Genomic DNA, 19,822 nt, shown 5'->3' with positions numbered 1-19,822 from the left:
CGCTGTTCACCAACGTGCCCGAGTGGGGCGTGATCTCCATGTGGGACGTGAACACCATCTACAAGGTGCCGCGCATGCTGCACGAACAGGGCCTGGACGGGCTCATCTGCGACAAGCTGCGCCTGAACACGCCGCCCGCGAACCTCAAGCGGTGGGATGACCTGGTCCATGAGGTGGAGCATCCGCGCGGCGAAGTGCAGATCGCGATGGTCGGCAAGTACGTCGACCTCTCGGACAGCTACAAGTCCCTCAACGAGGCGCTGCGCCACGCGGGCCTGAAGAACCACGTGCGGGTGAAGATCGACTATGTCGACTCCGAGACCATCACGCCCGACAGCGTGAACCAGCTCGGCAAGTACGACGCCATCCTGGTGCCCGGCGGCTTCGGCAAGCGCGGCATCGAAGGCAAGATCGCCGCCGCCCGCTTCGCCCGCGAGAACAAGGTGCCGTACCTCGGCATCTGCCTGGGCATGCAGGTGGCCACGATCGAATACGCACGCGACGTCGCCGGCCTCGACGGTGCCAACAGCACCGAATTCGACCCGCAGACGAAGCACCCCGTCATCGCCCTCATCACCGAGTGGCAGGACGCGAGCGGCGCCATCCAGACCCGCAGCGAACAGTCCGACCTGGGCGGCACGATGCGCCTGGGCGCGCAGAGTTCCGACGTCGCCAAGGGCACGCTGGCCCACCAGATCTACGGCGACGTGGTGACCGAACGCCACCGCCACCGCTATGAGGCCAACGAGCGCTACCTTGATCGCCTGCAGCAGGCCGGTCTGGTCATCTCGGCCATCACCCAGCGTGAAAAGCTCACCGAAATGGTCGAGCTGCCCCAGTCGGTTCACCCCTGGTATGTGGGCGTGCAGTTCCACCCCGAGTTCAAGTCGACGCCCTGGGATGGCCATCCGCTGTTCACGGGCTACATCAAGGCGGCCCTGGAACACCAGGCGCAGTCCCAGAAGGCTTGAGCGGCGTTTGAGCGCGCATTGATACGAGGCACAGCATGAAACTCTGCGGATTCGACGTCGGCCTGAACCACCCCTTCTTCCTGATCGCCGGTCCCTGCGTGGTCGAGTCCGAGCAGTTGCAGATGGACACGGCCGGCACCCTCAAGGAGATCACGGCCTCGCTGGGCATCCCCTTCATCTTCAAGTCCAGCTATGACAAGGCCAACCGCTCCAGCGGCACGTCCTTCCGTGGCCCGGGCATGGAGAAGGGGCTGGAGATCCTGGCCAAGGTCAAGCGTGAGTTGAACGTGCCCATCCTCACCGATGTGCACTCCGAAGCCGAAATCCCGGCCGTGGCTGCCGTGGTCGATGTCTTGCAGACGCCCGCTTTTCTGTGTCGCCAGACGGATTTCATCCACGCGGTCGCCCAGTGCGGCAAGCCGGTGAACATCAAGAAAGGCCAGTTCCTGGCCCCTGGCGACATGAAGAATGTGATCGACAAGGCCCGTGCCGCTGCACGTGCCGCCGGTCTGAACGACGACAACTTCATGGCCTGCGAGCGTGGCGCCAGCTTTGGCTACAACAACCTGGTGTCCGACATGCGCTCGCTGGCGATCATGCGCGAGACGGGCGCGCCGGTCGTGTTTGACGTGACGCATTCGGTGCAGTTGCCGGGCGGGCAGGGCACGTCCTCGGGCGGTCAGCGCGAGTTCGTGCCCGTGCTGGCACGCGCTGGCGTGGCCGTGGGCGTGGCGGGCCTGTTCATGGAAACGCACCCGGATCCGGCCTGTGCCTTGTCCGACGGCCCCAACGCCGTGCCGCTCAAGCACATGAAGGCGCTGCTCTCGACCCTGGTCGAACTTGACCGCATCACCAAGAAGAACGGCTTCCTGGAGTCGAACTTCTCCTGATTTCCCTTTCCTGTTTTTCACATCTCCAATCTGCTTGAGGAAACCCAGATGAGTGCCATCGTTGACATCATCGGCCGCGAAATCATCGACAGCCGAGGCAACCCCACCGTTGAATGCGACGTGCTGCTGGAAAGCGGCGTCATGGGCCGCGCGGCTGTGCCGTCCGGCGCCTCCACCGGTTCGCGCGAGGCCATCGAGCTGCGCGACGGTGACAAGAGCCGCTATCTGGGCAAGGGCGTGCTCAAGGCGGTCGAGCACATCAACACCGAGATCGCCGAAGCCGTTCTGGGCCTGGACGCTTCCGAGCAGGCCTTCCTGGACAAGACCCTGATCGATCTCGACGGGACCGAGAACAAGGGCCGCCTGGGTGCCAACGCCATGCTGGCCGTGTCGATGGCCGTGGCCCGTGCCGCCGCTGAAGAAGCCGGCCTGCCCCTGTACCGTTACTTCGGTGGCATGGGTGCGGTGCAGTTGCCCGTGCCGATGATGAACGTGATCAACGGCGGTGCCCACGCCAACAACAACCTGGACATCCAGGAGTTCATGATCCTGCCCGTGGGCGCACCGACCTTCCGTGAAGCCCTGCGCTATGGCGCTGAAGTCTTTCACGCCCTCAAGAAGATCCTGCACGACAAGCACATCAGCACCGCCGTCGGCGACGAAGGTGGTTTTGCACCGTCCGTGGCCAGCCACGAAGAAGCCATCCAGCTGATCCTGCAGGCCATCGAGGCTGCCGGCTACACCGCAGGCGAGCAGATCATGCTGGGTCTGGACTGCGCTGCCTCCGAGTTCTTCAAGGACGGCAAGTACCACCTCGAAGGCGAAGGCCTGAGCCTGAGCGCCGAGCAGTGGACCGACATGCTGGCCACCTGGTGCGACAAGTACCCCATCATCTCGATCGAAGATGCCATGGCCGAAGGCGACTGGGCTGGCTGGAAGCACCTGACCGAGCGTCTGGGCAAGAAGGTTCAGCTGGTGGGTGACGACCTGTTCGTGACCAACACCAAGATCCTGAAGGAAGGCATCGAGAAGGACATCGCCAACTCGATCCTGATCAAGATCAACCAGATCGGCACCCTGACCGAAACGTTTGCCGCCATCGAAATGGCCAAGCGCGCCGGCTACACCGCCGTGATCTCGCACCGCTCTGGCGAAACCGAAGACAACACGATCTCCGACATCGCCGTGGGCCTCAACGCTGGCCAGATCAAGACTGGTTCGATGAGCCGCTCGGACCGCATGAGCAAGTACAACCAGCTCCTGCGTATCGAAGAAGACCTGGGCAATGTGGCTGTGTACCCCGGCCGCAGCGCTTTCTACAACCTGCGTTGATCTCCCTCATCGCTGGTTTGAGTCGAAAAGGCCCTTCGGGGCCTTTTTTCATGGCTTGATCACACAGGGGATTCAGGGCTTGCCCGCCCTCTGACTGGGGTGTTCTCGCCCACGCAGTCGCAAGGGAAAATCGGGCTGGAAGTTTTCAACGCCGACAACCGAACAGGGAACCATGCAGTCCTCATCTGGTACGTACAGGCCCGGGCTGGATCAGTTGCGTGCCGTGGCCGTCTTTCTGGTCTTTTGCTGGCACTTCATGCACACGGATGCCATCCTGCCCTTGCGCGAAGGGCATGCAGCGCCGGGCCCGCTGTCCATTGTCAGCATGGGCTATGTGGGCGTGTCACTCTTCATGGTGCTGAGCGGCTACCTGTTTGCCGGCATCACGGATGGCGTGCGCATCGACTGGACGCGATTCATGCGCAACCGGGCCTTGCGCCTGCTGCCCATGCTGGGCGTGGCACTGATGGGTGCCTACCTGAAAAGCCGCATGACCGGACAGGACCTGCAGATGGGTGAGCGACTGCTATGGGGGTGGCTGTTGCCCAGCTTGCCTCAAGGGGGCTGGTCCATCACGGTCGAGCTGCATTTTTATGTGCTGCTGCCTGTGTTGCTGCTGATCGGCAGGCGCTCGCCTTACGCCTGGCTGGGCGTGATGCTGGCCGCCGTGGCGCTCCGGTGGGGGCTGCTGCAGCGGGGGGAGGACATGGAGTACCTGTCCTATTACACGCTGGTGGGTCGCATCGACCAGTTCATGATGGGCATGCTGGCATGGCATGCGCGCCGTCACGTGACTGGTCGCCACGGCTTGTGGTTGGGGGCAGCGGCTTTGTATGCCTGGGCCATGCACGAGCTCGATTCAATGGGCTCGCCCCTGGGTCCCCATTTCAACCGCCCCGAACTGTGGGTGGTTCTGCCGACGATGGATGCGGTGTTTTTCGGCCTCACCGTCGCGTGGTTCGACACTAGCTTCACATCGCAGCCGTCACGTTTGGGGCGGGCCGTGGCGGCGGTCGGGCGCAGCTCCTACTCCCTGTACCTGCTGCACACGTTCTGGGTGTTCTCGCTGGCGCGATGGATAGATCAACATGTGGTATCGCTGGGCGATCCGCTGGTGACCGCTGGCGCCGCGTGCGTGGCCTTCCTGGTGTCTGCGCCTGTGGCCGCCTTGAGCTATCGCCTGATCGAGAAGCCCTTCCTTGCCGCGCGCCGCGCCTATCGGCTCGGTGCGGCGCCCAATGCGGCCTGTCATCAGCCTGACGCTGCCGTGATGGAAGAAGCCAGAAAGGTGGCGTAAAAGTCTTCGGCTCTCTGATAGATTTGAGCCTATGCGCATGGCGACCATCTTTCTGCTGGCTTTGTTGGCCGTAGTCCAGGCCGAACTCTGGTTCGGCAAGGGCGGTGTGCCTCGCGTGATGGCCTTGCGTGCACAAGTGCAGACCCAGCAACGTGCCAATGCCGAAGCCCAGGCGCGCAACGAACAGCTCTCAGCCGAAGTGCGCGATCTGCAGGAAGGCCTGGAGATGGTCGAAGAAAAGGCGCGCACCGAACTTGGCATGGTCAAGCCCGACGAGATCTATGTGCAGCTGACTACCAAGCTGCCCCAGATCATGCCTTCCCCATCTGCCGCCTCGGCCCCCTGAGCCATGTCGGCAGGGCTGGATGGCGTGGCCGCATCGCTGGCCTGGCTGGACCCTTGGCTCGCGCCACTCTTTTCAGCATGGGGCGTCCCCGTCAGCCAGCTGGAGTGCTGGGCATTCGTGTTGTCGCTCCTTATGGTGGGTTTCAATCTCAAGGTCAATGCCTGGGGGTGGCCCCTGGCCATCGTCAGCTCGATCTTGTATGGCCTGCTTTTCGCCCGCAGCAAACTGTATGGCGAAGCCAGCTTGCAGATTCTGTTTGTGCTCATGTCCCTGTGGGGTTGGTGGCAATGGCTGGCTGGCAAAGGTGATGATCAACAGGCCCTGAAGGTGCGATCGCTGTTGCCCCGCGCTCGGCTCGTGGTGCTGGGCCTGACCTTGTTGATGTGGCCTGCACTGGGTTGGGTGCTCGCCCATGTGACCGATTCCGATGTGCCGTATCTGGACGCCTTGCCAACCGCTGGCAGTGTGATGGGGCAATGGTTGCTGGCACGCAAGCTCATCGACAACTGGCCCTGCTGGCTATTGGTCAACGTCATCAGCATGGGCCTGTTTGCCTGCAAACAGTTGTGGCTGACCGTGGTGCTTTACGGCATCTTCGCCGTCCTGTCGGTGCTGGGCTGGCGCGTCTGGCGCGGCATGGCCAGCACGCAAGCTGCGGAGGGCCGCTGAGGTGGTGGCGGGGCAGGTGATCGCCTTGCTGGGGGCGGAGAGCACCGGCAAGAGCACTCTGGCGCGCGAGCTGGCGCGCATCCTGTCTGCACGCGGTGTGGACGCCGTCATGGTGCCCGAGGCTTTGCGGGTCTTTTGCGATGAGCATGGCCGCACACCGGCACGACACGAGCAGGCTGACATTGCCCGCACGCAAACCGAGCTCATCGAGCAAGCACGTGCCCGGCATCAGCTGGTGCTGGCCGACACCACTGCGCTGATGACCGCGGTCTACAGCGACTACATCTTTGGTGATGGCAGCCTGTACGAATCAGCCCTGATGGATCAGGTGAACGTCAGTGCCAGCTTGCTCATGTCTCTGGATCTGGCATGGACGGCAGACGGCCTTCAACGAGATGGCCCTCATGTGCGTGAGCCCGTCGATGCGCTCATTCGTTCAGCGTTGCAGGGCGCCGGCCTGTCCTACAACGTGGTGGCTGGGCATGGCGTGGCGCGTGTCGAGCATGCCCTGTCCGTGATCGACCATCTGCTGGATGCCCCCACGCGGCCGCCTCGCCAGTCTGGCGCATCTCGCTGGCGCTGGTTCTGCGACAACTGTGACGATGGCGAATGCGAGCAGCACTGGCTGCCGCGTGCAGGGCAAGTCTGATGAGCGCCGAGCAAGGCCCTTTGCACATCATCTGGCAGGACGATGACATGGTCGCCGTGCACAAGCCTGCGGGTTGGCTGGTGCACCGTACAGGTCTGGACGCGCATGAAACACGCTTCGTGATGCAGACCTTGCGGGATCAGCTTGGCCGCCATGTCTATCCCGTTCACAGGCTGGACAAGGGCACGTCCGGTGTGTTGATCATGGGGCTTCACAGTGAGGCGGCGCGTGCCTTGTGCGAAGCCTTCGAGTCACAGCTGGTTCGCAAGCACTACCTGGCCATGGTGCGCGGTTGGCCCACACTGGCTACCCACGTTGATCACGCCCTGAAGCCCGACGATGCGCCTCAGGATGCCTTGCCTCAACCTGCTGTGACCGACTTTCGGCGGCTGGCCACGCTGCAGATCGATGTGCCGGTTGACCGCTATCCATCGACCCGCGTGGCCCTGGTCGAGGCCTGGCCCCACACAGGTCGTCGGCATCAGATTCGGCGTCACCTCAAGCATCTGGCGCATCCCATCATCGGGGATGCCACACATGGCAAAGGCGCTCACAACCGATGGTGGGCGCAGCAACTGGGGCAGCAGCGCTTGTGGCTGCATGCGCTGTCGCTGGAACTCGTGCAGCCCTTGACGGGGCAGGCTCTGGCACTCGTGTCACCATTGGCAGGCACGACGCCCCAGGCAGGCGAACTCAATCCGGACTGGGGGCAGTTGCTGCAGAACTGGCCCTGGCAGTTCGATCGGGCGCTGGATCAGATGGGCAAAGCCATCTGACGATCATTGCAGCGTCGAGGTGCTGGGCGGCGTGTCCGCTTCATTGGTAAACAGCTCGGCCGCGTCCACGGGATCGAACTGATAGTGCTGGCCGCAGAAGTCGCAGCCGATCTCGACCTGGCCTTGTTCGGCCACGATGGAGTCGATCTCCTCCTGGCCCAGGCTGCGCAGCATGTCTGCCACGCGCTCGCGCGAGCAGGTACAGGCAAAGCGCGGACCCGATGCGCCTTGCTGAGGCTCGAAGTAGCGCACGTCCTCTTCCCAGAACAGTCGGCGCAGGATGGTCTCGGCATCCAGGGTCAAGAGCTCTTCCTGCTTCAAGGTGGAAGCCAGGTGCGAGATGCGGTTGTAGTGCTCGGCCATCTCGATGGCGTCCACATCCGAGGTGGCGCCTTCCAGATTGGCCTTGCCCTCGACGGGTACGCGCTGGATCAGCAAGCCGGCCGCGATCTGGTCATTGGCCGCCAGGATGATCCTGGTGTCCAGTTGTTCGGAGCGCACCATGTACTGCTCCAGCACGGCGCTCAGGTTGTGCAGAGGGCCTTCCTCGTCGTTGAGCGGCACCACGCCTTGATAGGGCTGCTGGCCGGGCAGACGATCTTTCGGGTCCAGGGTGATCGCGCAGCGACCCTTGCCATTGACGTTGACCATGACCTCCAGCGGCAGGTGACCGTTGTCGGTGGCAGGCAGCTCGCCCACGACCTTGGCCGTGCTTCTGAAGCTCAGGTCGGGCTGGACTTCGGTGACCGCCAGCTTCACGGGGCCCTCACCGAAAATCTGCATGACCACGGCGCCATTGAACTTGATGTTGCCTTGCAGCAGCACGCCAGCGGCGGTCATTTCGCCGAGAAGTTGGCGCAACGGGGCATCGAAGGCACCAGCCGACTCGCGGCGACGCAGGGCCTCCTGCCAGCCGTCAGTCAATCGAACCAGCATGCCCCGCACGGGCAGGCCTTCAAACAGAAACTTGTGCAATTCGCTCATGGCGTGATGTTCATTTCGCCGGTGCGTCAACGCGCACCAGGTCGGTTTTGTATTCAGCGGACTTGGCCACATACATGGCCGTGCCGATGTGCATGCGGGCCAGATCGCCATCGCTCAGGGGGCGCACGGCCTTGGCCGGCGAGCCCATGATCAGCATGCCGTCTTCAAAGACCTTGCCTTCCGTGACCAGCGCACCTGCTGCCACCAGGCAGTTCTTGCCGATCACGGCGCCGTTGAGCACGACGGCCTGAATGCCAATCAGCGAGCCATCGCCCACAGTGCAGCCATGCAGCATGGCCTGATGGCCCACGGTCACGTCCTTTCCGATGGTCAGGCCGAAGCCGATATCGGTGTGCAGCACGGACGATTCCTGCACATTGGACCGTTCGCCGATCACGATGGGCTCGTTGTCGCCTCGCAAGGTCACGTGCGACCAGACGCTGCAGCCTTGGGACAAGGTCACGCTGCCGATGACATCGGCCGATTCAGCCACATAGGCGCTGGGGTGAACCTGAGGAACCTTGTCTTTGATGCGATAGATCGCCATGGTCGGGGGCCGCGGCAGGGCGCTGCGGCAGGGCAGTGGAGTGGAACCGCGATTTTATGAGTGTTGCGCAAGTCCTGCTTGATTCCCTTTGTCACGCCGTACAGGAATCTATGATGAGAAAATGGCGTACCTCGTAGCGCATGTCTCAAGGATGCAAGCATGAAAACCGTTGGCGACAAACTGGATCATTTCAAGGTCGTGGGCGTCAAGCCCGGCTTCAATCACCACGAAGAACATGGGCAGTCGGCCTTCGAAGACATCACCGAGAAGAGTTTTCCCGGCAAGTGGAAAATCATTTATTTCTACCCCAAGGACTTCACCTTTGTCTGCCCGACCGAGATCGTTGGCTTCGACAAGCTCAACAAGGAATTCCTGGACCGCGATGCCATCCTGATGGGCGGCTCCACGGACAACGAATTCTCCAAGCTGGGCTGGCGCCGCGAACACAAGGATCTGGACAAGCTGGGCCACTGGAGCTTTGCCGATGTGACCGGCTCGCTCATCGATCAGCTCGGCGTGCGCGACAAGCAAGCTGGTGTGGCCTTGCGTGCGACCTTCATCGTGGACGCCGACAACGTCATCCAGCACGTGTCGGTCAACAATCTGAACGTCGGGCGCAATCCCGATGAAATCCTGCGGATCCTCGATGCCCTGCAAACTGAGGCCCTGTGCCCCTGCAAACGCCAGCCAGGCGGCGAAACGCTCTGACCTTCCTGCCGCCTCATGCTGATTCTGCTGTCCCCCGCCAAAAGCCTCGATTACGACACCGCCCCCACCACGGACAAGCACACCCTGCCGCAGTTTGTGGACGAGTCAGCGGCCTTGATCGAGGTGCTCAAGCCCTACACCCCGGCCCAGATCGCTTCCTTGATGGACCTCAGCGATGCACTTTCAAGCCTGAATGTCGCGCGCTATGCGGCCTGGAAGCCGAAATTCACAGCCAGAAACAGCAAGCAGGCCATCCTGGCCTTCAACGGGGATGTCTATGAGGGGCTGGATGCAGCCAGCCTCAAACAGGCGGACCTCGACTGGGCTCAGGAGCACGTCGGCATCCTCAGCGGCCTGTACGGCGTGCTGCGCCCACTGGACTGGATGCAGCCCTATCGTCTGGAGATGGGCACCAGGCTGCCCAATCCTCGCGGCAAGGATCTGTACGCATGGTGGGGTGACACCCTGGCGCTTCACCTCAACGCGCGTTTGAAGAAGCAGGGTGATGACGTCATCATCAATCTGGCTTCCCAGGAGTACTTCAAGTCCGTCAAGCGCAAGGCTTTGAAAGCCCGTGTCGTCGAGTGTGTATTCGAGGACTGGAAGGGCGCAGGGTGGAAGATCATCAGCTTCCACGCCAAGCGAGCACGGGGGCTGATGGCGCGTCACGCCATCATCAAGCGGGCCAGCAAGCCTGCTGATCTGCTGGATTTCGAGGCAGAAGGCTATGCCTACGATGCCAGCGCCTCGGAGGCCGATCGCCTGGTGTTTCGCCGCAAATTGCCGGCTTGATCTGGCGTCTTACCGGAGGCTGTGTGCATGAGCGAGCAGTTGATCACCCCTGAACTTCGCCAGTGGATCATTCAGCAGGCTCAGGCCGGGCACAGCGCCGACGTGGTGCTGGAGGCCATGAAGGCCAGCGGCTGGGAAGAAAGCGTGGCGCTCGACGCGCTGGAGCAGGTGATGATGGCAGGTGCGGCGCAGGCCCAGGCCGCCACGCGGCACGTGCCGGAAGTCGTCACTGACGGACTGTCTCGCGTCTGGGCGCATGACAAGTTCGTGAACGTGCTGGTTCAGATCCGCCATCCTCGCGTCGTGGTGTTTGGCGACTTTCTGTCTGCGCAGGAATGCGAGGAACTCAAGGCGCAGGCACAGCCTCGCATGACGCGCTCCCAGACCGTGGTCAACGCCACTGGCGACAGTGAGGTCAACGAGGTGCGGACCAGCCAGGGCATGTTTTTCGAGCGAGGAGAGAGCGAACTGTGTCGGCGCATCGAAGCGCGCATCGCGGCACTGGTGAACTGGCCAGTTGAAAATGGTGAAGGCATTCAGGTGCTGCGTTATGCCCCTGGCGCTGAATACAAGCCGCACTTTGATTATTTCGATCCGAATCAACCTGGTACGGCGCCCATTCTGAAACGAGGCGGCCAGCGCGTGGGCACCGTGGTCATGTACCTCAATACGCCGGATTCCGGTGGCGCGACGACGTTCCCTGATGCGGGCGTGGACGTACACGCGGTCGCAGGTCAGGCCGTATTCTTTGCATATGGGTTGCCTCACCCTTCAACCAAAACCTTGCATGGTGGTGCGCCGGTGCAGCAGGGTGAGAAGTGGGTGGCCACCAAATGGTTGCGGGAACGGCCATTTGAATAAATTCAAAATTTTTTGTGCACTGTGTCAACCGATCTCAAAAGGGGCGCGTTGACCACTTACAGGCCGGGCAGTGAACTGGTCTGAAACCAACCTCATATCTCTCTGGAGTTTCCACATGAAAAAGCTGATCGCCGCTCTGATCGCCTCGATGTTCGCTATTGGTGCTTTCGCCGCCGAAGCTGCTTCCGCTCCTGCTGCCGCTTCTGCCGCTTCTGCCGCTTCCGCTCCTGCCAAGAAGGCCAAGAAGGCTCACAAGGCCAAGGCTGCCAAGAAGGCTGCTGCTGCTTCCGAAGCTGCTTCGAAGTAATTCGCACGGCGGGGCTGCTCCTCAAGGGGTGGCTCGGCAATAAAAAAACCCGGCCTCGCCGGGTTTTTTCATGGGCAAATCTCTCTGCGCCTGACGCCACCTTAGCCGCGGACGCGACGCGGTGGTGGAGATGACAGCGGCCCACTGTTGGCGGCTTCAGTTCTGCGAGGTGCGCGCAGATCCTGGGGCTGGCCCTGAGCAGGCCGCGCGCCACCACCATTGCCATGGCTGGCTTGGCCTTGGCCGCTGTGCTGGCGGGGGGCGCCCCCACCTTGGCCACCGCGATGGCCACCACCGCCGCCACCGGAGCCCGACCGACCGGACGAGCCACCGGAGCCAGAGCGTGAGCCGGGCGCACCATGAAGCACGCGCCGCCCCAGCAAAATAGGCTCGGGCCTGGCGTGTGGATCAGGCTCGTAACCGGCAATGGTTTCACGCGGGATGCTGCGCTTGATGAGCTTTTCGATGTCTGCCAGGAAGCCTTCTTCGTCCACACACACGAGCGAGATGGCCTCGCCCTCGGCGCCTGCACGGCCGGTGCGGCCGATCCGGTGAACGTAGTCTTCCGGCACGTTGGGCAACTCGAAGTTCACCACATGGGGCAACTGATCGATGTCGATCCCGCGTGCGGCGATGTCTGTGGCTACCAGCACCTGCAGTTCGCCGGATTTGAACTCGGCCAGGGCACGCGTACGGGCGCTCTGGCTCTTGTTGCCGTGGATCGCCATGGCGGTGACGTCCTGCTTGAGCAGGTATTCGACCAGACGATTGGCACCGTGTTTCATTCGGGTGAAAACCAGAACCTGGTGCCAGTTATTCGATTTGATCAGGTGGGTGAGTAATTCGCGCTTGCGATCACGATCAACCGGGTGAATCTTTTGTGCGATGGTTTCTGCGGTGGCATTTCGACGCGCCACCTCGATCACCTTCGGGCTGTTCAGCAATCGTTCCGCCAGGGCCTTGATTTCGTCAGAGAACGTTGCTGAGAATAACAAGCTCTGTTTCTTGGGCGGCAGAATGGCCAGCACCCGGCGAATATCGTGGATGAATCCCATATCCAGCATGCGATCCGCCTCGTCTAGCACGAAATATTCAACGTGACTCAGATCAAGGGTGCCTTGCTGATGGTGATCCAGCAAACGGCCAGGGGTGGCCACCAGGACATCCAGACCGCGGCGCAGGGCTTCGATCTGTGGGTTCATGCCAACGCCGCCAAACATCACAGCCGAGCGAATCGGCAGGTATTTGCTGTAAATGCGCACTGATTCTTCGACTTGTGCGGCCAATTCACGTGTGGGCGTGAGAATCAAGGCGCGCACGTGACGTTTTCCCCCTGCTGCACTGGCAGCGGGAGAGGTCATCAGTTTGTGGAGCAAAGGCAGGGTAAAACCAGCCGTCTTGCCCGTGCCGGTTTGCGCACCGGCGAGGAGGTCCCCACCTCCGAGCACGGCAGGAATAGCCTGTGCCTGGATAGGAGTGGGAGTTGAATAGCCAGCCTCGTGAACTGCTTTCAACAGGGGTTCTATCAACCCCAGATTTTCAAACGACATACAACAGGCCCACATCAGGTGAAACGGCGACTGCACTCAAGCTACCCGGGCCTGGATAAGTTGAGTCAACCGATTTGTGTCGCAAACAGTCAAGAACTGGCGGTTTGCGACGCGACGTATTTAATCGCGACTGATCAAATTGTAGGGTGCGCCGTGAGTATTTCATAGCTTCAAACGGGCGTTTGGAGCAGTCTTTGTGACTAAACCTGTTTCCAGATGTATCAAAGTCACGACCTGAAAGTTTGTTCGCGTCACTTCGGGGGCTGCAGCCGCCTCTAGAATCGCCGAATGAGTTCAATGGTCCTCGCACGCAAATACCGCCCCAAAGGCTTCGACAGCATGGTCGGTCAGGGGCATGTTGTTCAGGCGCTGAGCAATGCCTTGTCGCAACAACGGCTGCACCACGCCTATCTGTTCACGGGCACGCGCGGGGTGGGCAAGACCACGGTGTCCCGCATTCTGGCCAAATCGCTGAACTGTGTTGGCCCGGATGGCCAGGGCACGATCACGGCCTCGCCATGCGGGCAGTGTCAGCCATGCCGGGACATTGATGCCGGTCGTTTCGTGGACTATGTCGAGCTGGATGCGGCCTCCAACCGTGGCGTGGAAGAAATCTCCCAGTTGCTGGAGCAGTCGGTCTACAAGCCAGTCGTGGGGCGCTTCAAGGTCTACATGATCGACGAAGTGCACATGCTGTCGAACACGGCATTCAATGCCATGCTCAAGACGCTGGAGGAGCCGCCGGATTATCTGAAGTTCGTGCTGGCGACGACCGATCCGCAGAAGGTGCCGGTCACGGTGCTGTCTCGCTGTCTGCAGTTCAATCTGCGCCCGATGGCCGCGCAGACCGTTCACGAGCATCTCTCGCAGGTGCTGGCCGTGGAAGGCATTGCGTTTGAGCCCGAGGCCCTGCGCCTGCTTGCGCGTGCGGCACGGGGTTCCATGCGGGACGCGATGTCCCTGGCAGATCAGGCGATCGCGTTTGGTGGCGGGCAGTTGCAGGAAGGCCCTGTTCGGCAGATGCTGGGCGCCGTGGACCGTCAGCACGTGCAGCGCATCATCGAGGCCGTGGCGCAAGGGAACGGCAAAGGTGTGGTCGACGCCGTCGATACGCTACGTCGCCTGGGCCTGTCTGCGTCGGGCACCCTGGAAGAACTGGCCACGGCCTTGCAGCGCATGGCCGTCATTCAAGCGGTGCCAGGGCTGGATGACTCCGAAGATCCGGATGAACTGGTGTGGCGGGCGCTGGCACCCTTGCTGGCACCCGATGAAACGCAGTTGTTCTACAGCCTGTGTTTGCAAGGTCGTGCCGAGCTGGCGCTGGCACCTGACGAGTACAGCGGCTTGTTGATGCTGCTGTTGCGATTGCTGGCTTTCAAGCCTGGTGGCGGCCTGGGGCAGGGGGTAAGCAGCCCCCCAAAAGCTGAAGGCTCGGTCACCAGGCGGCAGCCTCTGACCGAGCCGGTTCAGCGTGCTGCTCCTGCTTCGCCTGAGGTGAATCCGGGTGGGCCTGGCAGCAAGCCGGTCATGGCCGAAGCCCCCGCGCCTGCTGTAGCTGCGGCTCCTGCTGCACCTGTGGTGCTGCCATCGGCACGTGTGGCACCGCCGGCCTCTGTGCAAGCCCGCGCGAGCGATCAAGGTGTGCCGCCCTGGGAGGCTTTGCCACCCGAGGCGGAGGCCGACGCAAGCTGGTCACAAGGCGGGCCGCCCGATATCGACATGCCGCCGCAGGATGAGTACACGGCGTCCGTCGAGCCAGATCTGCCTGTTGACGAGGCTGCTGCCGAGCGTGTAAGGCAAGACACAGGTGACCGCTCCGGTGATCCTCTGCAGCGCGCTGTATCGATCGAACTGCCACCACCGGGCTCAGACCCCCTCTCCGATCGCTGGGCAGAACTGGTGGCGCAGATGAGCGCCAAAGGTGCCATCACGGCCCTGGTGCGCGAGCTGGCCATGCAGGCGCAGTGTGTGGCGCAGCAGGACGAAGGCGGCCAGAGCCTGTGGCGCCTGCGCGTCGAGCGGGAGAGCTTGTGCAGCGACAGCAACCGTGATCGCCTCGCTGCCGCCATGGGGCAAGTGCTGGAGGCGCAGGTCATGCTGGAGCTGGAACGCGGCAAGGCCCACAATACGCCGGCTCAGCGAGATCAGGTGGCGCGCGAGCGTCGTCAGCATCAGGCTGACCATCTGATTGAAACGGACCCGCTGGTGCGGGGTCTGTTGTCGCAGTATCCGGGGGCACGTATCGTGCCCGGATCCATTCGACCCATTTGAGTCGCCACGACGTTCGCGGCGACAATCACGTTTTGCGCAAGAAAGGATGATGAGCCATGCTCAAAGGACAACTCGCCGGCCTGATGAAACAGGCCCAGCAAATGCAGGAAAACCTCAAGAAGGCCCAGGACGAACTGGCCAACATCGAGGTGGAAGGTCAGTCTGGTGCCGGCCTGGTGAAGGTGGTGATGACCTGCAAGAACGATGTCAAGCGCGTGACCATTGACCCCAGCCTGCTGGCCGATGACAAGGACATGCTGGAAGACCTCGTGGCCGCCGCTTTCAACGATGCCGTGCGCCGCGCCGAGACGACCAGCGCTGAAAAGATGGGCAAGCTGACGGCAGGCATGCCCATGCCTCCCGGCATGAAGTTCCCCTTCTGATCCATGGCCGATCCTGCCCTTGAAGGTCTGATCGAGGCCTTGCGCTGCCTGCCTGGTGTCGGGCAGAAGTCGGCGCAGCGCATGGCTTATCACCTGTTGCAGCATGACCGTGCTGGCGCGGTGAAGCTGGCGAGGGCGCTGGACACCTCGGTGTCCGAGATCGGTCATTGCCAGCGATGCCACACCTTTAGCAGGGCGCCTGTGTGCGATGTCTGCCTGGATCCTGAGCGTGATCCGCACTTGCTGTGCGTGGTCGAAACGCCTGCTGACCAGGCTGCATTGGAACGCACAGGCAGCTACAAGGGGCAGTACTTCGTCTTGCTCGGGCGCTTGAGCCCGCTCGATGGCCTGGGGGCGCGCGACATCGGTCTGTCAGCCTTGCTGGAGCGCGCCTCGGATGGCGTGGTTCGGGAGGTGATCCTGGCCACGAATTTCACGGCCGAAGGCGAAGCGACAGCCCACGTGCTGGCTGAACAATTGAAGGCGAGGGGGCTCACTGTCACCCGCCTGGCTCGAGGTGTGCCAGTGGGCAGCGAGCTGGAGTATGTGGACCTGGGCACCATCGCCCATGCGTTCATGGACAGGCGCTGAACTGCAGCGCTTGTCCACGTCAGCCTGACAGTGTCAGCGTGCGCTGGCCACGCGCACTCGGGCGTTGCGATTCACGGAAGGACGAGCTTTGGCTGCGCTGTTGCGCGCTGGGCTGCGCGCTGCACTGGCGACCACACGAGTGGGGGCTCGCCCCTTGGCGTTGGCCACATTGTTGCGAACGGTGGCCACTCGGCGTGCATTGGTTTTGCCGGTGGGTACATACACCACCACGGTCTGACCACGCTGGAAGGTGGCTGATGCCGATACGCGGTTCCACTGTGCCACCTGCTGCGGCGACACGCGATAACGCCTGGCAATCCCGGCCACGGTGTCACGCTTGCCTGCCTTGAGGCTCATGCGGCGCATGGGCGGCAGATCGGGGGCCAGCGCCATCATGGCGTTGTCTGCCAGCGCCTCGGAGACATCCTGCTCGCGCTGCACGGAGCGAGGCACCAGCAAGGTCGAGCCGGCCTTCACCAGCATCTTGGGCGGGATGTGGTTGATATCGCGCAGGCTGCCTTCGCTCATGCCGACCTGACGGGCGGCGTCACCGGGGCGCATCGTGCGGGGCACGACCCAGGCTGTCCAGCTTGCCAGAGGGCCCTTGTGGTTGCTCAGGTTGTGCACGAACAAGCCTGCGTTGTCATAGGGCAGCAGCACCTGTGGTGTGCCGGCAGCCAGGATCACGGGCTTGTTGAGCGAGGGGTTCAGGGCCTTGAATTCGTCCAGCGGCAAGCCGGCCAGACGTGCAGCCAGGGTGGCATCCAGGTCGCGCTGGATGGGCACGCTCACGAAGTAGGGGTGGTTCTCGATGGGCGTGAGCGTCAGGTTGTAGGCTTCCGGGTGCGCCACGATGTTCTTGATGGCATGCAGCTTGGGCACGTAATTGCGTGTCTCAGGCGGCATGTTCAGGCTGGCGTAGTCCGTAGGCAGGCCCTGGCGCGCATTGCGGTTGATGGCTTTCTGCACATTGCCTTCGCCCCAGTTGTAGGCGGCCAGCGCCAGGTGCCAGTCACCGAACTGCTTGTTCAGGCGCTGCAGGTAGTCCAGCGCTGCGCGGGTGGACGCCAGCACGTCGCGGCGGTCATCGCGAAACAGGTTCTGCTTGAGCTCGAAGTCCTTGCCGGTGGCGGGCATGAATTGCCAGATGCCCGATGCGCGTGCCGAGGACATCGCCTGCGGGTTGAAGGCGCTTTCAATGAAGGGCAGCAGGGCCAGCTCGGTTGGCATCTGACGGCGCTGGATCTCGTCCACCACGTGGAACAGATAGCGGCTGGCGCGCTCGGTCATGCGCTGCACGTAATCGGGGCGGCTGGCGTACCAGCGCTCGTGGTCAAGCACCAGTTGAGACTCCAGCGCTGGCAGGCCAAAGCCCTGGCGTACGCGGCCCCAGAGGTCCTGGTTGGCCGTGATGTCGCTGAGGTCAACGGTGGCTTCTGGGCGCAAGGGGTCGGTGGGCGCGCCGGCGGCTTCCTTGGCATCTTGCTCGTCGGTGGCGGCCGACGCGGCCTCTGCGGGCTTGGCTGCAGGCTCATTGAGCGCAGGCGCGCTGGCGTCCGTGCCGTTGATGGTGGCCGCGCCGATGTCCACGCGCAAGCCGGATGTGGGGTCCTGCTTGACGGCGCCACGCAGGAACTTGCCCTCGTTGCCGGCAAGCGCGTTGCCTGAGGCTGGTGGAGATGTCTGCAGCAGCTTGTCCATGTCGAGCTGCATGCGGCTTTGCGGACCGTAGACCGAGCCGCATGCCGTCAGGATCAGGCATCCCAGCGCGGTGGTACTCAAGGTGAAGGTGCGTCGGAGTGAGCGTGTGGTCTTCATCTTCAGAATGTGTTTTTCCATAGTCGCAGAGCGGCAAAGACAGCCTCGGGGCTGGCATCCTTTGCGCCTTGCTGCAGGGCGCTGGAAACCACTTCAGGTTCGGCGCAACGAAGGAAGGGGTTGATGGCCTTCTCGTTACGCATGGTGCCGGGCAGGGTAGGCAGTGCGCGGGCTCTCAGAGCTTCGCAGTGCGCCTGGTAGGCACCAAGGTCAAGGTTGTGTGGCTCAACAGCCTTCGCAAAACGCAGGTTGCTGAGGGTGTACTCGTGCGCGGCACAGATGCGCGTGGCATCCGGCAGAATGTCTTTCAGGCGGGTGAGGCTGGCGAACAACTGCGCCATGGTGCCATCGAACAGGCGGCCACATCCCGCAGAGAAGAGTGTATCTCCAACGAAGGCTGTCGGATCAGGTAGCGATTGATCTGGCGCAGGGGGGAGCAGGTAAGCGATGTGACCAGCCGTGTGCCCTGGCGTGTCCAGCACACTGATGCTCAGGCCCGCCCACTCGATGACGTCGCCTTCGCCAACGAGCTGCTTGACGCCATCAATGGCCTCATGGCGTGGTCCATAGACTGCAGTGTGGTCAGATTGCAAGGCCCGCAGGCCTGCCGTGTGATCCGGATGGTGATGGGTCACTAGAATGGCGGTCAGCGTCAACCTGCGTTGCTGCAGTGTGTCGAGCACGGGCGCAGCATCACCTGGATCGACGACAAGGGCTTGTTGGCCGTTGTGGATCATCCAGATGTAGTTGTCGGTGAAGGCGGGTAGAGCTAGTAATTCCATGACCAGAGTCGATCCAATTATAGAGTTGCACCCCTGGTTGGCCTTGCCGCCGGGGCAGGCTTTGCTGGAGTGGGAACAAGCGCAGATGGATCGCCTGGTGGCGGACATCTTCGGCTTTCACGCGCTGCAACTGGGTTTGCCTGAGCTGGACGGACTGCGCATGAACCGCATGCAGCATCGCTGGCTGGCGCTGGACGCAGCTTACGCGCAATGGGCGCCACCGTCTGGCATGTCGCCACTGGTTCATGAGCCTTTGGTGGAGGGCGGGCAGATCCTCAATGGGGCGCCTTTCAGCTTGCGCTGTGATTTCGAGGCGCTGCCTTTCCCGAGCAACAGCCTGGATCTGGTGGTGTTGCCGCATGCGCTGGAGCTGGCACGTGATCCGCACGACACCTTGCGTGAGGTGGAGCGCGTGCTGGTGCCCGAGGGGCGTGTGGTGATCGCCGGCTTCAATCCGGCCAGTCTGTGGGGCATGTGGCAAAGGATGGGGCGTTGGGGCGCCCGCTCGGCACTGGTGCTGCCGCAAGGCGAGTTCATCGCCTACTGGCGCTTGCGCGACTGGTTGCGCCTGCTGGACCTGGAGGTGGAAGCGGGTTGCTTTGGCTGCTACCGTCCGATGGTGCGCAGCGAGCAATCATGGGCGCGGCTGAGCTGGATGGAACACGCGGGTGACCGCTGGTGGCCCGTGTTGGGCGCCGTTTATTTTGTCGTGGCCGTGAAGCGGGCGCGAGGCATGCGCCTGGTGGGCAAGATCAAGAAGGCACGTGTGGCGCCGAGCGCAGCACCGGCCGTTGTGGCACAGCGCCATCAGCGCGATGGCCACTTTCAACAGGATGTGAATGGATGACTGAATCAGCAACGCCTGCCGTCGTGATGTACACCGACGGCGCGTGCAAGGGCAATCCTGGCCGAGGCGGCTGGGGCGTATGGATGGTCTGCGGGCCCCACGAGAAAGAGATGTGGGGCGGTGAACTGGTGACCACCAACAACCGCATGGAGTTGACGGCGGTCATCCAGGCTTTGTCATCGCTCAAGCGCCGCTGCAAGGTCGTGATTTACACGGACAGCGAATACGTGCGCAAGGGCATCACCGAGTGGATCACCGGCTGGAAGCGTCGTGGCTGGAAGACGGCCGACGGCAAGCCCGTCAAGAACGAAGATCTGTGGCGTACGCTGGAGCAGCAGGCGGCCAATCACGATGTGGACTGGCGCTGGGTGCGCGGGCATGCTGGTGACCCAGGCAACGAGCGTGCGGATGGCCTGGCCAACCGCGGCGCCGCCGAGGCGAAGTAACTGTG

At 62.5% G+C, this 19,822-nt stretch carries 22 protein-coding genes; 17 read left to right on the top strand and 5 right to left on the bottom strand.

Going from position 1 to position 19,822, the window contains the following annotated elements; genetic code table 11:
• The 8 genes from VFW93_RS01190 to VFW93_RS01155 all read left to right on the top strand — a co-directional run.
• Positions 1 to 971, top strand: a 971-nt coding sequence (locus VFW93_RS01190; protein WP_329692164.1) for a CTP synthase, incomplete at its 5' end; no start/stop codon positions are given.
• A 35-nt stretch (positions 972 to 1,006) separates the two neighbouring features.
• Complete coding sequence (kdsA, locus tag VFW93_RS01185; protein ID WP_329692163.1) at positions 1,007 to 1,861, top strand: 3-deoxy-8-phosphooctulonate synthase; 855 nt, start codon at positions 1,007 to 1,009, stop codon at positions 1,859 to 1,861.
• Between the two features lie 48 nt (positions 1,862 to 1,909).
• Entirely contained in the window at positions 1,910 to 3,193 is a 1,284-nt protein-coding gene (gene eno, locus VFW93_RS01180; protein WP_329692162.1) for a phosphopyruvate hydratase, read from the top strand.
• A 172-nt stretch (positions 3,194 to 3,365) separates the two neighbouring features.
• On the top strand, positions 3,366 to 4,490 hold the full coding sequence (locus tag VFW93_RS01175; protein WP_329692161.1) for an acyltransferase: 1,125 nt from the start codon (positions 3,366 to 3,368) through the stop codon (positions 4,488 to 4,490).
• Positions 4,491 to 4,521: 31 nt separating this feature from the next.
• Positions 4,522 to 4,836: a cell division protein FtsB gene (gene ftsB / locus VFW93_RS01170; protein WP_329692160.1), complete on the top strand. Its 315-nt coding sequence runs from the start codon at positions 4,522 to 4,524 to the stop codon at positions 4,834 to 4,836.
• A gap of 3 nt (positions 4,837 to 4,839) precedes the next feature.
• The gene (gene pnuC, locus VFW93_RS01165; RefSeq protein ID WP_329692159.1) at positions 4,840 to 5,505 is read left to right on the top strand and encodes a nicotinamide riboside transporter PnuC; all 666 of its coding nucleotides are present in this window, start codon (positions 4,840 to 4,842) and stop codon (positions 5,503 to 5,505) included.
• 1 nt (position 5,506) lies between these two features.
• A complete protein-coding gene (locus VFW93_RS01160; protein ID WP_329692158.1) occupies positions 5,507 to 6,154 on the top strand; it encodes an ATP-binding protein in 648 nt (215 codons plus the stop codon).
• Positions 6,154 to 6,930, top strand: coding sequence for a pseudouridine synthase (locus VFW93_RS01155; RefSeq protein ID WP_329692157.1), 777 nt, complete (start codon positions 6,154 to 6,156; stop codon positions 6,928 to 6,930). The genes VFW93_RS01160 and VFW93_RS01155 overlap by 1 nt, the downstream gene beginning before the upstream one ends.
• Positions 6,931 to 6,933: 3 nt before the next feature.
• On the opposite strand, the gene VFW93_RS01150 is transcribed toward VFW93_RS01155, so the two are convergent.
• Together VFW93_RS01150 and VFW93_RS01145 are read right to left on the bottom strand one after the other, a co-directional pair.
• A complete protein-coding gene (locus VFW93_RS01150; protein ID WP_329692156.1) occupies positions 6,934 to 7,914 on the bottom strand; it encodes an Hsp33 family molecular chaperone HslO in 981 nt (326 codons plus the stop codon).
• Between the two features lie 10 nt (positions 7,915 to 7,924).
• Positions 7,925 to 8,461: a gamma carbonic anhydrase family protein gene (locus VFW93_RS01145; RefSeq protein ID WP_329692155.1), complete on the bottom strand. Its 537-nt coding sequence runs from the start codon at positions 8,459 to 8,461 to the stop codon at positions 7,925 to 7,927.
• Between the two features lie 159 nt (positions 8,462 to 8,620).
• On the opposite strand from VFW93_RS01145, the gene VFW93_RS01140 reads away from it, so the two are divergent.
• The 4 genes from VFW93_RS01140 (at position 8,621) to VFW93_RS01125 (ending at position 11,129) form a co-directional block, all read left to right on the top strand.
• Entirely contained in the window at positions 8,621 to 9,169 is a 549-nt protein-coding gene (locus VFW93_RS01140; protein ID WP_329692154.1) for a peroxiredoxin, read from the top strand.
• A 15-nt stretch (positions 9,170 to 9,184) separates the two neighbouring features.
• Positions 9,185 to 9,961 carry a peroxide stress protein YaaA gene (gene yaaA / locus VFW93_RS01135; protein ID WP_329692153.1) on the top strand — a complete coding sequence of 259 codons (777 nt, stop codon included), beginning with the start codon at positions 9,185 to 9,187 and terminating at the stop codon, positions 9,959 to 9,961.
• 27 nt (positions 9,962 to 9,988) lie between these two features.
• The gene (locus VFW93_RS01130; protein WP_329692152.1) at positions 9,989 to 10,822 is read left to right on the top strand and encodes a 2OG-Fe(II) oxygenase; all 834 of its coding nucleotides are present in this window, start codon (positions 9,989 to 9,991) and stop codon (positions 10,820 to 10,822) included.
• 115 nt (positions 10,823 to 10,937) lie between these two features.
• Entirely contained in the window at positions 10,938 to 11,129 is a 192-nt protein-coding gene (locus tag VFW93_RS01125) for a hypothetical protein (RefSeq protein WP_329692151.1), read from the top strand.
• A 101-nt stretch (positions 11,130 to 11,230) separates the two neighbouring features.
• Here VFW93_RS01125 and VFW93_RS01120 read toward each other — a convergent pair whose 3' ends face one another.
• Entirely contained in the window at positions 11,231 to 12,679 is a 1,449-nt protein-coding gene (locus VFW93_RS01120; protein WP_329692150.1) for a DEAD/DEAH box helicase, read from the bottom strand.
• A gap of 288 nt (positions 12,680 to 12,967) precedes the next feature.
• Between VFW93_RS01120 and dnaX the strand changes: the two genes are divergently transcribed.
• From dnaX to recR, 3 genes are read left to right on the top strand one after another with little or no spacing between them, the layout of a single operon-like run.
• Entirely contained in the window at positions 12,968 to 14,950 is a 1,983-nt protein-coding gene (dnaX, locus tag VFW93_RS01115) for a DNA polymerase III subunit gamma/tau (protein ID WP_329692149.1), read from the top strand.
• Positions 14,951 to 15,006: 56 nt separating this feature from the next.
• Positions 15,007 to 15,333 (top strand): YbaB/EbfC family nucleoid-associated protein, encoded by a 327-nt coding sequence (locus tag VFW93_RS01110; protein ID WP_329692148.1) that lies wholly within the window; start codon positions 15,007 to 15,009, stop codon positions 15,331 to 15,333.
• A 3-nt stretch (positions 15,334 to 15,336) separates the two neighbouring features.
• Positions 15,337 to 15,924 carry a recombination mediator RecR gene (gene recR / locus VFW93_RS01105; RefSeq protein WP_329692147.1) on the top strand — a complete coding sequence of 196 codons (588 nt, stop codon included), beginning with the start codon at positions 15,337 to 15,339 and terminating at the stop codon, positions 15,922 to 15,924.
• Between the two features lie 33 nt (positions 15,925 to 15,957).
• Here recR and VFW93_RS01100 read toward each other — a convergent pair whose 3' ends face one another.
• Both VFW93_RS01100 and gloB read right to left on the bottom strand, forming a co-directional pair.
• Positions 15,958 to 17,742, bottom strand: coding sequence for a transglycosylase SLT domain-containing protein (locus tag VFW93_RS01100; RefSeq protein WP_329692146.1), 1,785 nt, complete (start codon positions 17,740 to 17,742; stop codon positions 15,958 to 15,960).
• Between the two features lie 2 nt (positions 17,743 to 17,744).
• Complete coding sequence (gloB, locus tag VFW93_RS01095) at positions 17,745 to 18,524, bottom strand: hydroxyacylglutathione hydrolase (RefSeq protein ID WP_329692145.1); 780 nt, start codon at positions 18,522 to 18,524, stop codon at positions 17,745 to 17,747.
• On the opposite strand from gloB, the gene VFW93_RS01090 reads away from it, so the two are divergent.
• Both VFW93_RS01090 and rnhA read left to right on the top strand, forming a co-directional pair.
• Positions 18,523 to 19,371 (top strand): class I SAM-dependent methyltransferase, encoded by an 849-nt coding sequence (locus VFW93_RS01090; RefSeq protein WP_329692144.1) that lies wholly within the window; start codon positions 18,523 to 18,525, stop codon positions 19,369 to 19,371. The genes gloB and VFW93_RS01090 overlap by 2 nt on opposite strands.
• The gene (gene rnhA, locus VFW93_RS01085; RefSeq protein WP_329692143.1) at positions 19,368 to 19,817 is read left to right on the top strand and encodes a ribonuclease HI; all 450 of its coding nucleotides are present in this window, start codon (positions 19,368 to 19,370) and stop codon (positions 19,815 to 19,817) included. The genes VFW93_RS01090 and rnhA overlap by 4 nt, the downstream gene beginning before the upstream one ends.
• The last annotated feature ends 5 nt before the right edge of the window (positions 19,818 to 19,822 follow it).

The organism is Aquabacterium sp. (assembly GCF_036279675.1).
Lineage (GTDB): Bacteria > Pseudomonadota > Gammaproteobacteria > Burkholderiales > Burkholderiaceae_C > Aquabacterium.
Note: the sequence above shows the minus strand (reverse complement) of the source record. Positions and strands in the feature narration are given on the sequence as shown.

What these genes read in the sequence shown, in the direction of transcription:
- pnuC (WP_329692159.1), top strand. Translation starts at nt 4,840, where the DNA reads ATGTCGGCAGGGCTGGATGGCGTGGCCGCATCGCTGGCCTGGCTGGAC.
- VFW93_RS01145 (WP_329692155.1), bottom strand. Translation starts at nt 8,461, where the DNA reads ATGGCGATCTATCGCATCAAAGACAAGGTTCCTCAGGTTCACCCCAGC.
- kdsA (WP_329692163.1), top strand. Translation starts at nt 1,007, where the DNA reads ATGAAACTCTGCGGATTCGACGTCGGCCTGAACCACCCCTTCTTCCTG.
- VFW93_RS01125 (WP_329692151.1), top strand. Translation starts at nt 10,938, where the DNA reads ATGAAAAAGCTGATCGCCGCTCTGATCGCCTCGATGTTCGCTATTGGT.
- VFW93_RS01090 (WP_329692144.1), top strand. Translation starts at nt 18,523, where the DNA reads ATGACCAGAGTCGATCCAATTATAGAGTTGCACCCCTGGTTGGCCTTG.
- VFW93_RS01175 (WP_329692161.1), top strand. Translation starts at nt 3,366, where the DNA reads ATGCAGTCCTCATCTGGTACGTACAGGCCCGGGCTGGATCAGTTGCGT.
- VFW93_RS01120 (WP_329692150.1), bottom strand. Translation starts at nt 12,679, where the DNA reads ATGTCGTTTGAAAATCTGGGGTTGATAGAACCCCTGTTGAAAGCAGTT.
- VFW93_RS01110 (WP_329692148.1), top strand. Translation starts at nt 15,007, where the DNA reads ATGCTCAAAGGACAACTCGCCGGCCTGATGAAACAGGCCCAGCAAATG.
- dnaX (WP_329692149.1), top strand. Translation starts at nt 12,968, where the DNA reads ATGAGTTCAATGGTCCTCGCACGCAAATACCGCCCCAAAGGCTTCGAC.
- VFW93_RS01150 (WP_329692156.1), bottom strand. Translation starts at nt 7,914, where the DNA reads ATGAGCGAATTGCACAAGTTTCTGTTTGAAGGCCTGCCCGTGCGGGGC.
- yaaA (WP_329692153.1), top strand. Translation starts at nt 9,185, where the DNA reads ATGCTGATTCTGCTGTCCCCCGCCAAAAGCCTCGATTACGACACCGCC.
- VFW93_RS01100 (WP_329692146.1), bottom strand. Translation starts at nt 17,742, where the DNA reads ATGAAGACCACACGCTCACTCCGACGCACCTTCACCTTGAGTACCACC.
- recR (WP_329692147.1), top strand. Translation starts at nt 15,337, where the DNA reads ATGGCCGATCCTGCCCTTGAAGGTCTGATCGAGGCCTTGCGCTGCCTG.
- VFW93_RS01130 (WP_329692152.1), top strand. Translation starts at nt 9,989, where the DNA reads ATGAGCGAGCAGTTGATCACCCCTGAACTTCGCCAGTGGATCATTCAG.
- eno (WP_329692162.1), top strand. Translation starts at nt 1,910, where the DNA reads ATGAGTGCCATCGTTGACATCATCGGCCGCGAAATCATCGACAGCCGA.
- VFW93_RS01140 (WP_329692154.1), top strand. Translation starts at nt 8,621, where the DNA reads ATGAAAACCGTTGGCGACAAACTGGATCATTTCAAGGTCGTGGGCGTC.
- VFW93_RS01155 (WP_329692157.1), top strand. Translation starts at nt 6,154, where the DNA reads ATGAGCGCCGAGCAAGGCCCTTTGCACATCATCTGGCAGGACGATGAC.
- gloB (WP_329692145.1), bottom strand. Translation starts at nt 18,524, where the DNA reads ATGGAATTACTAGCTCTACCCGCCTTCACCGACAACTACATCTGGATG.
- ftsB (WP_329692160.1), top strand. Translation starts at nt 4,522, where the DNA reads ATGCGCATGGCGACCATCTTTCTGCTGGCTTTGTTGGCCGTAGTCCAG.
- rnhA (WP_329692143.1), top strand. Translation starts at nt 19,368, where the DNA reads ATGACTGAATCAGCAACGCCTGCCGTCGTGATGTACACCGACGGCGCG.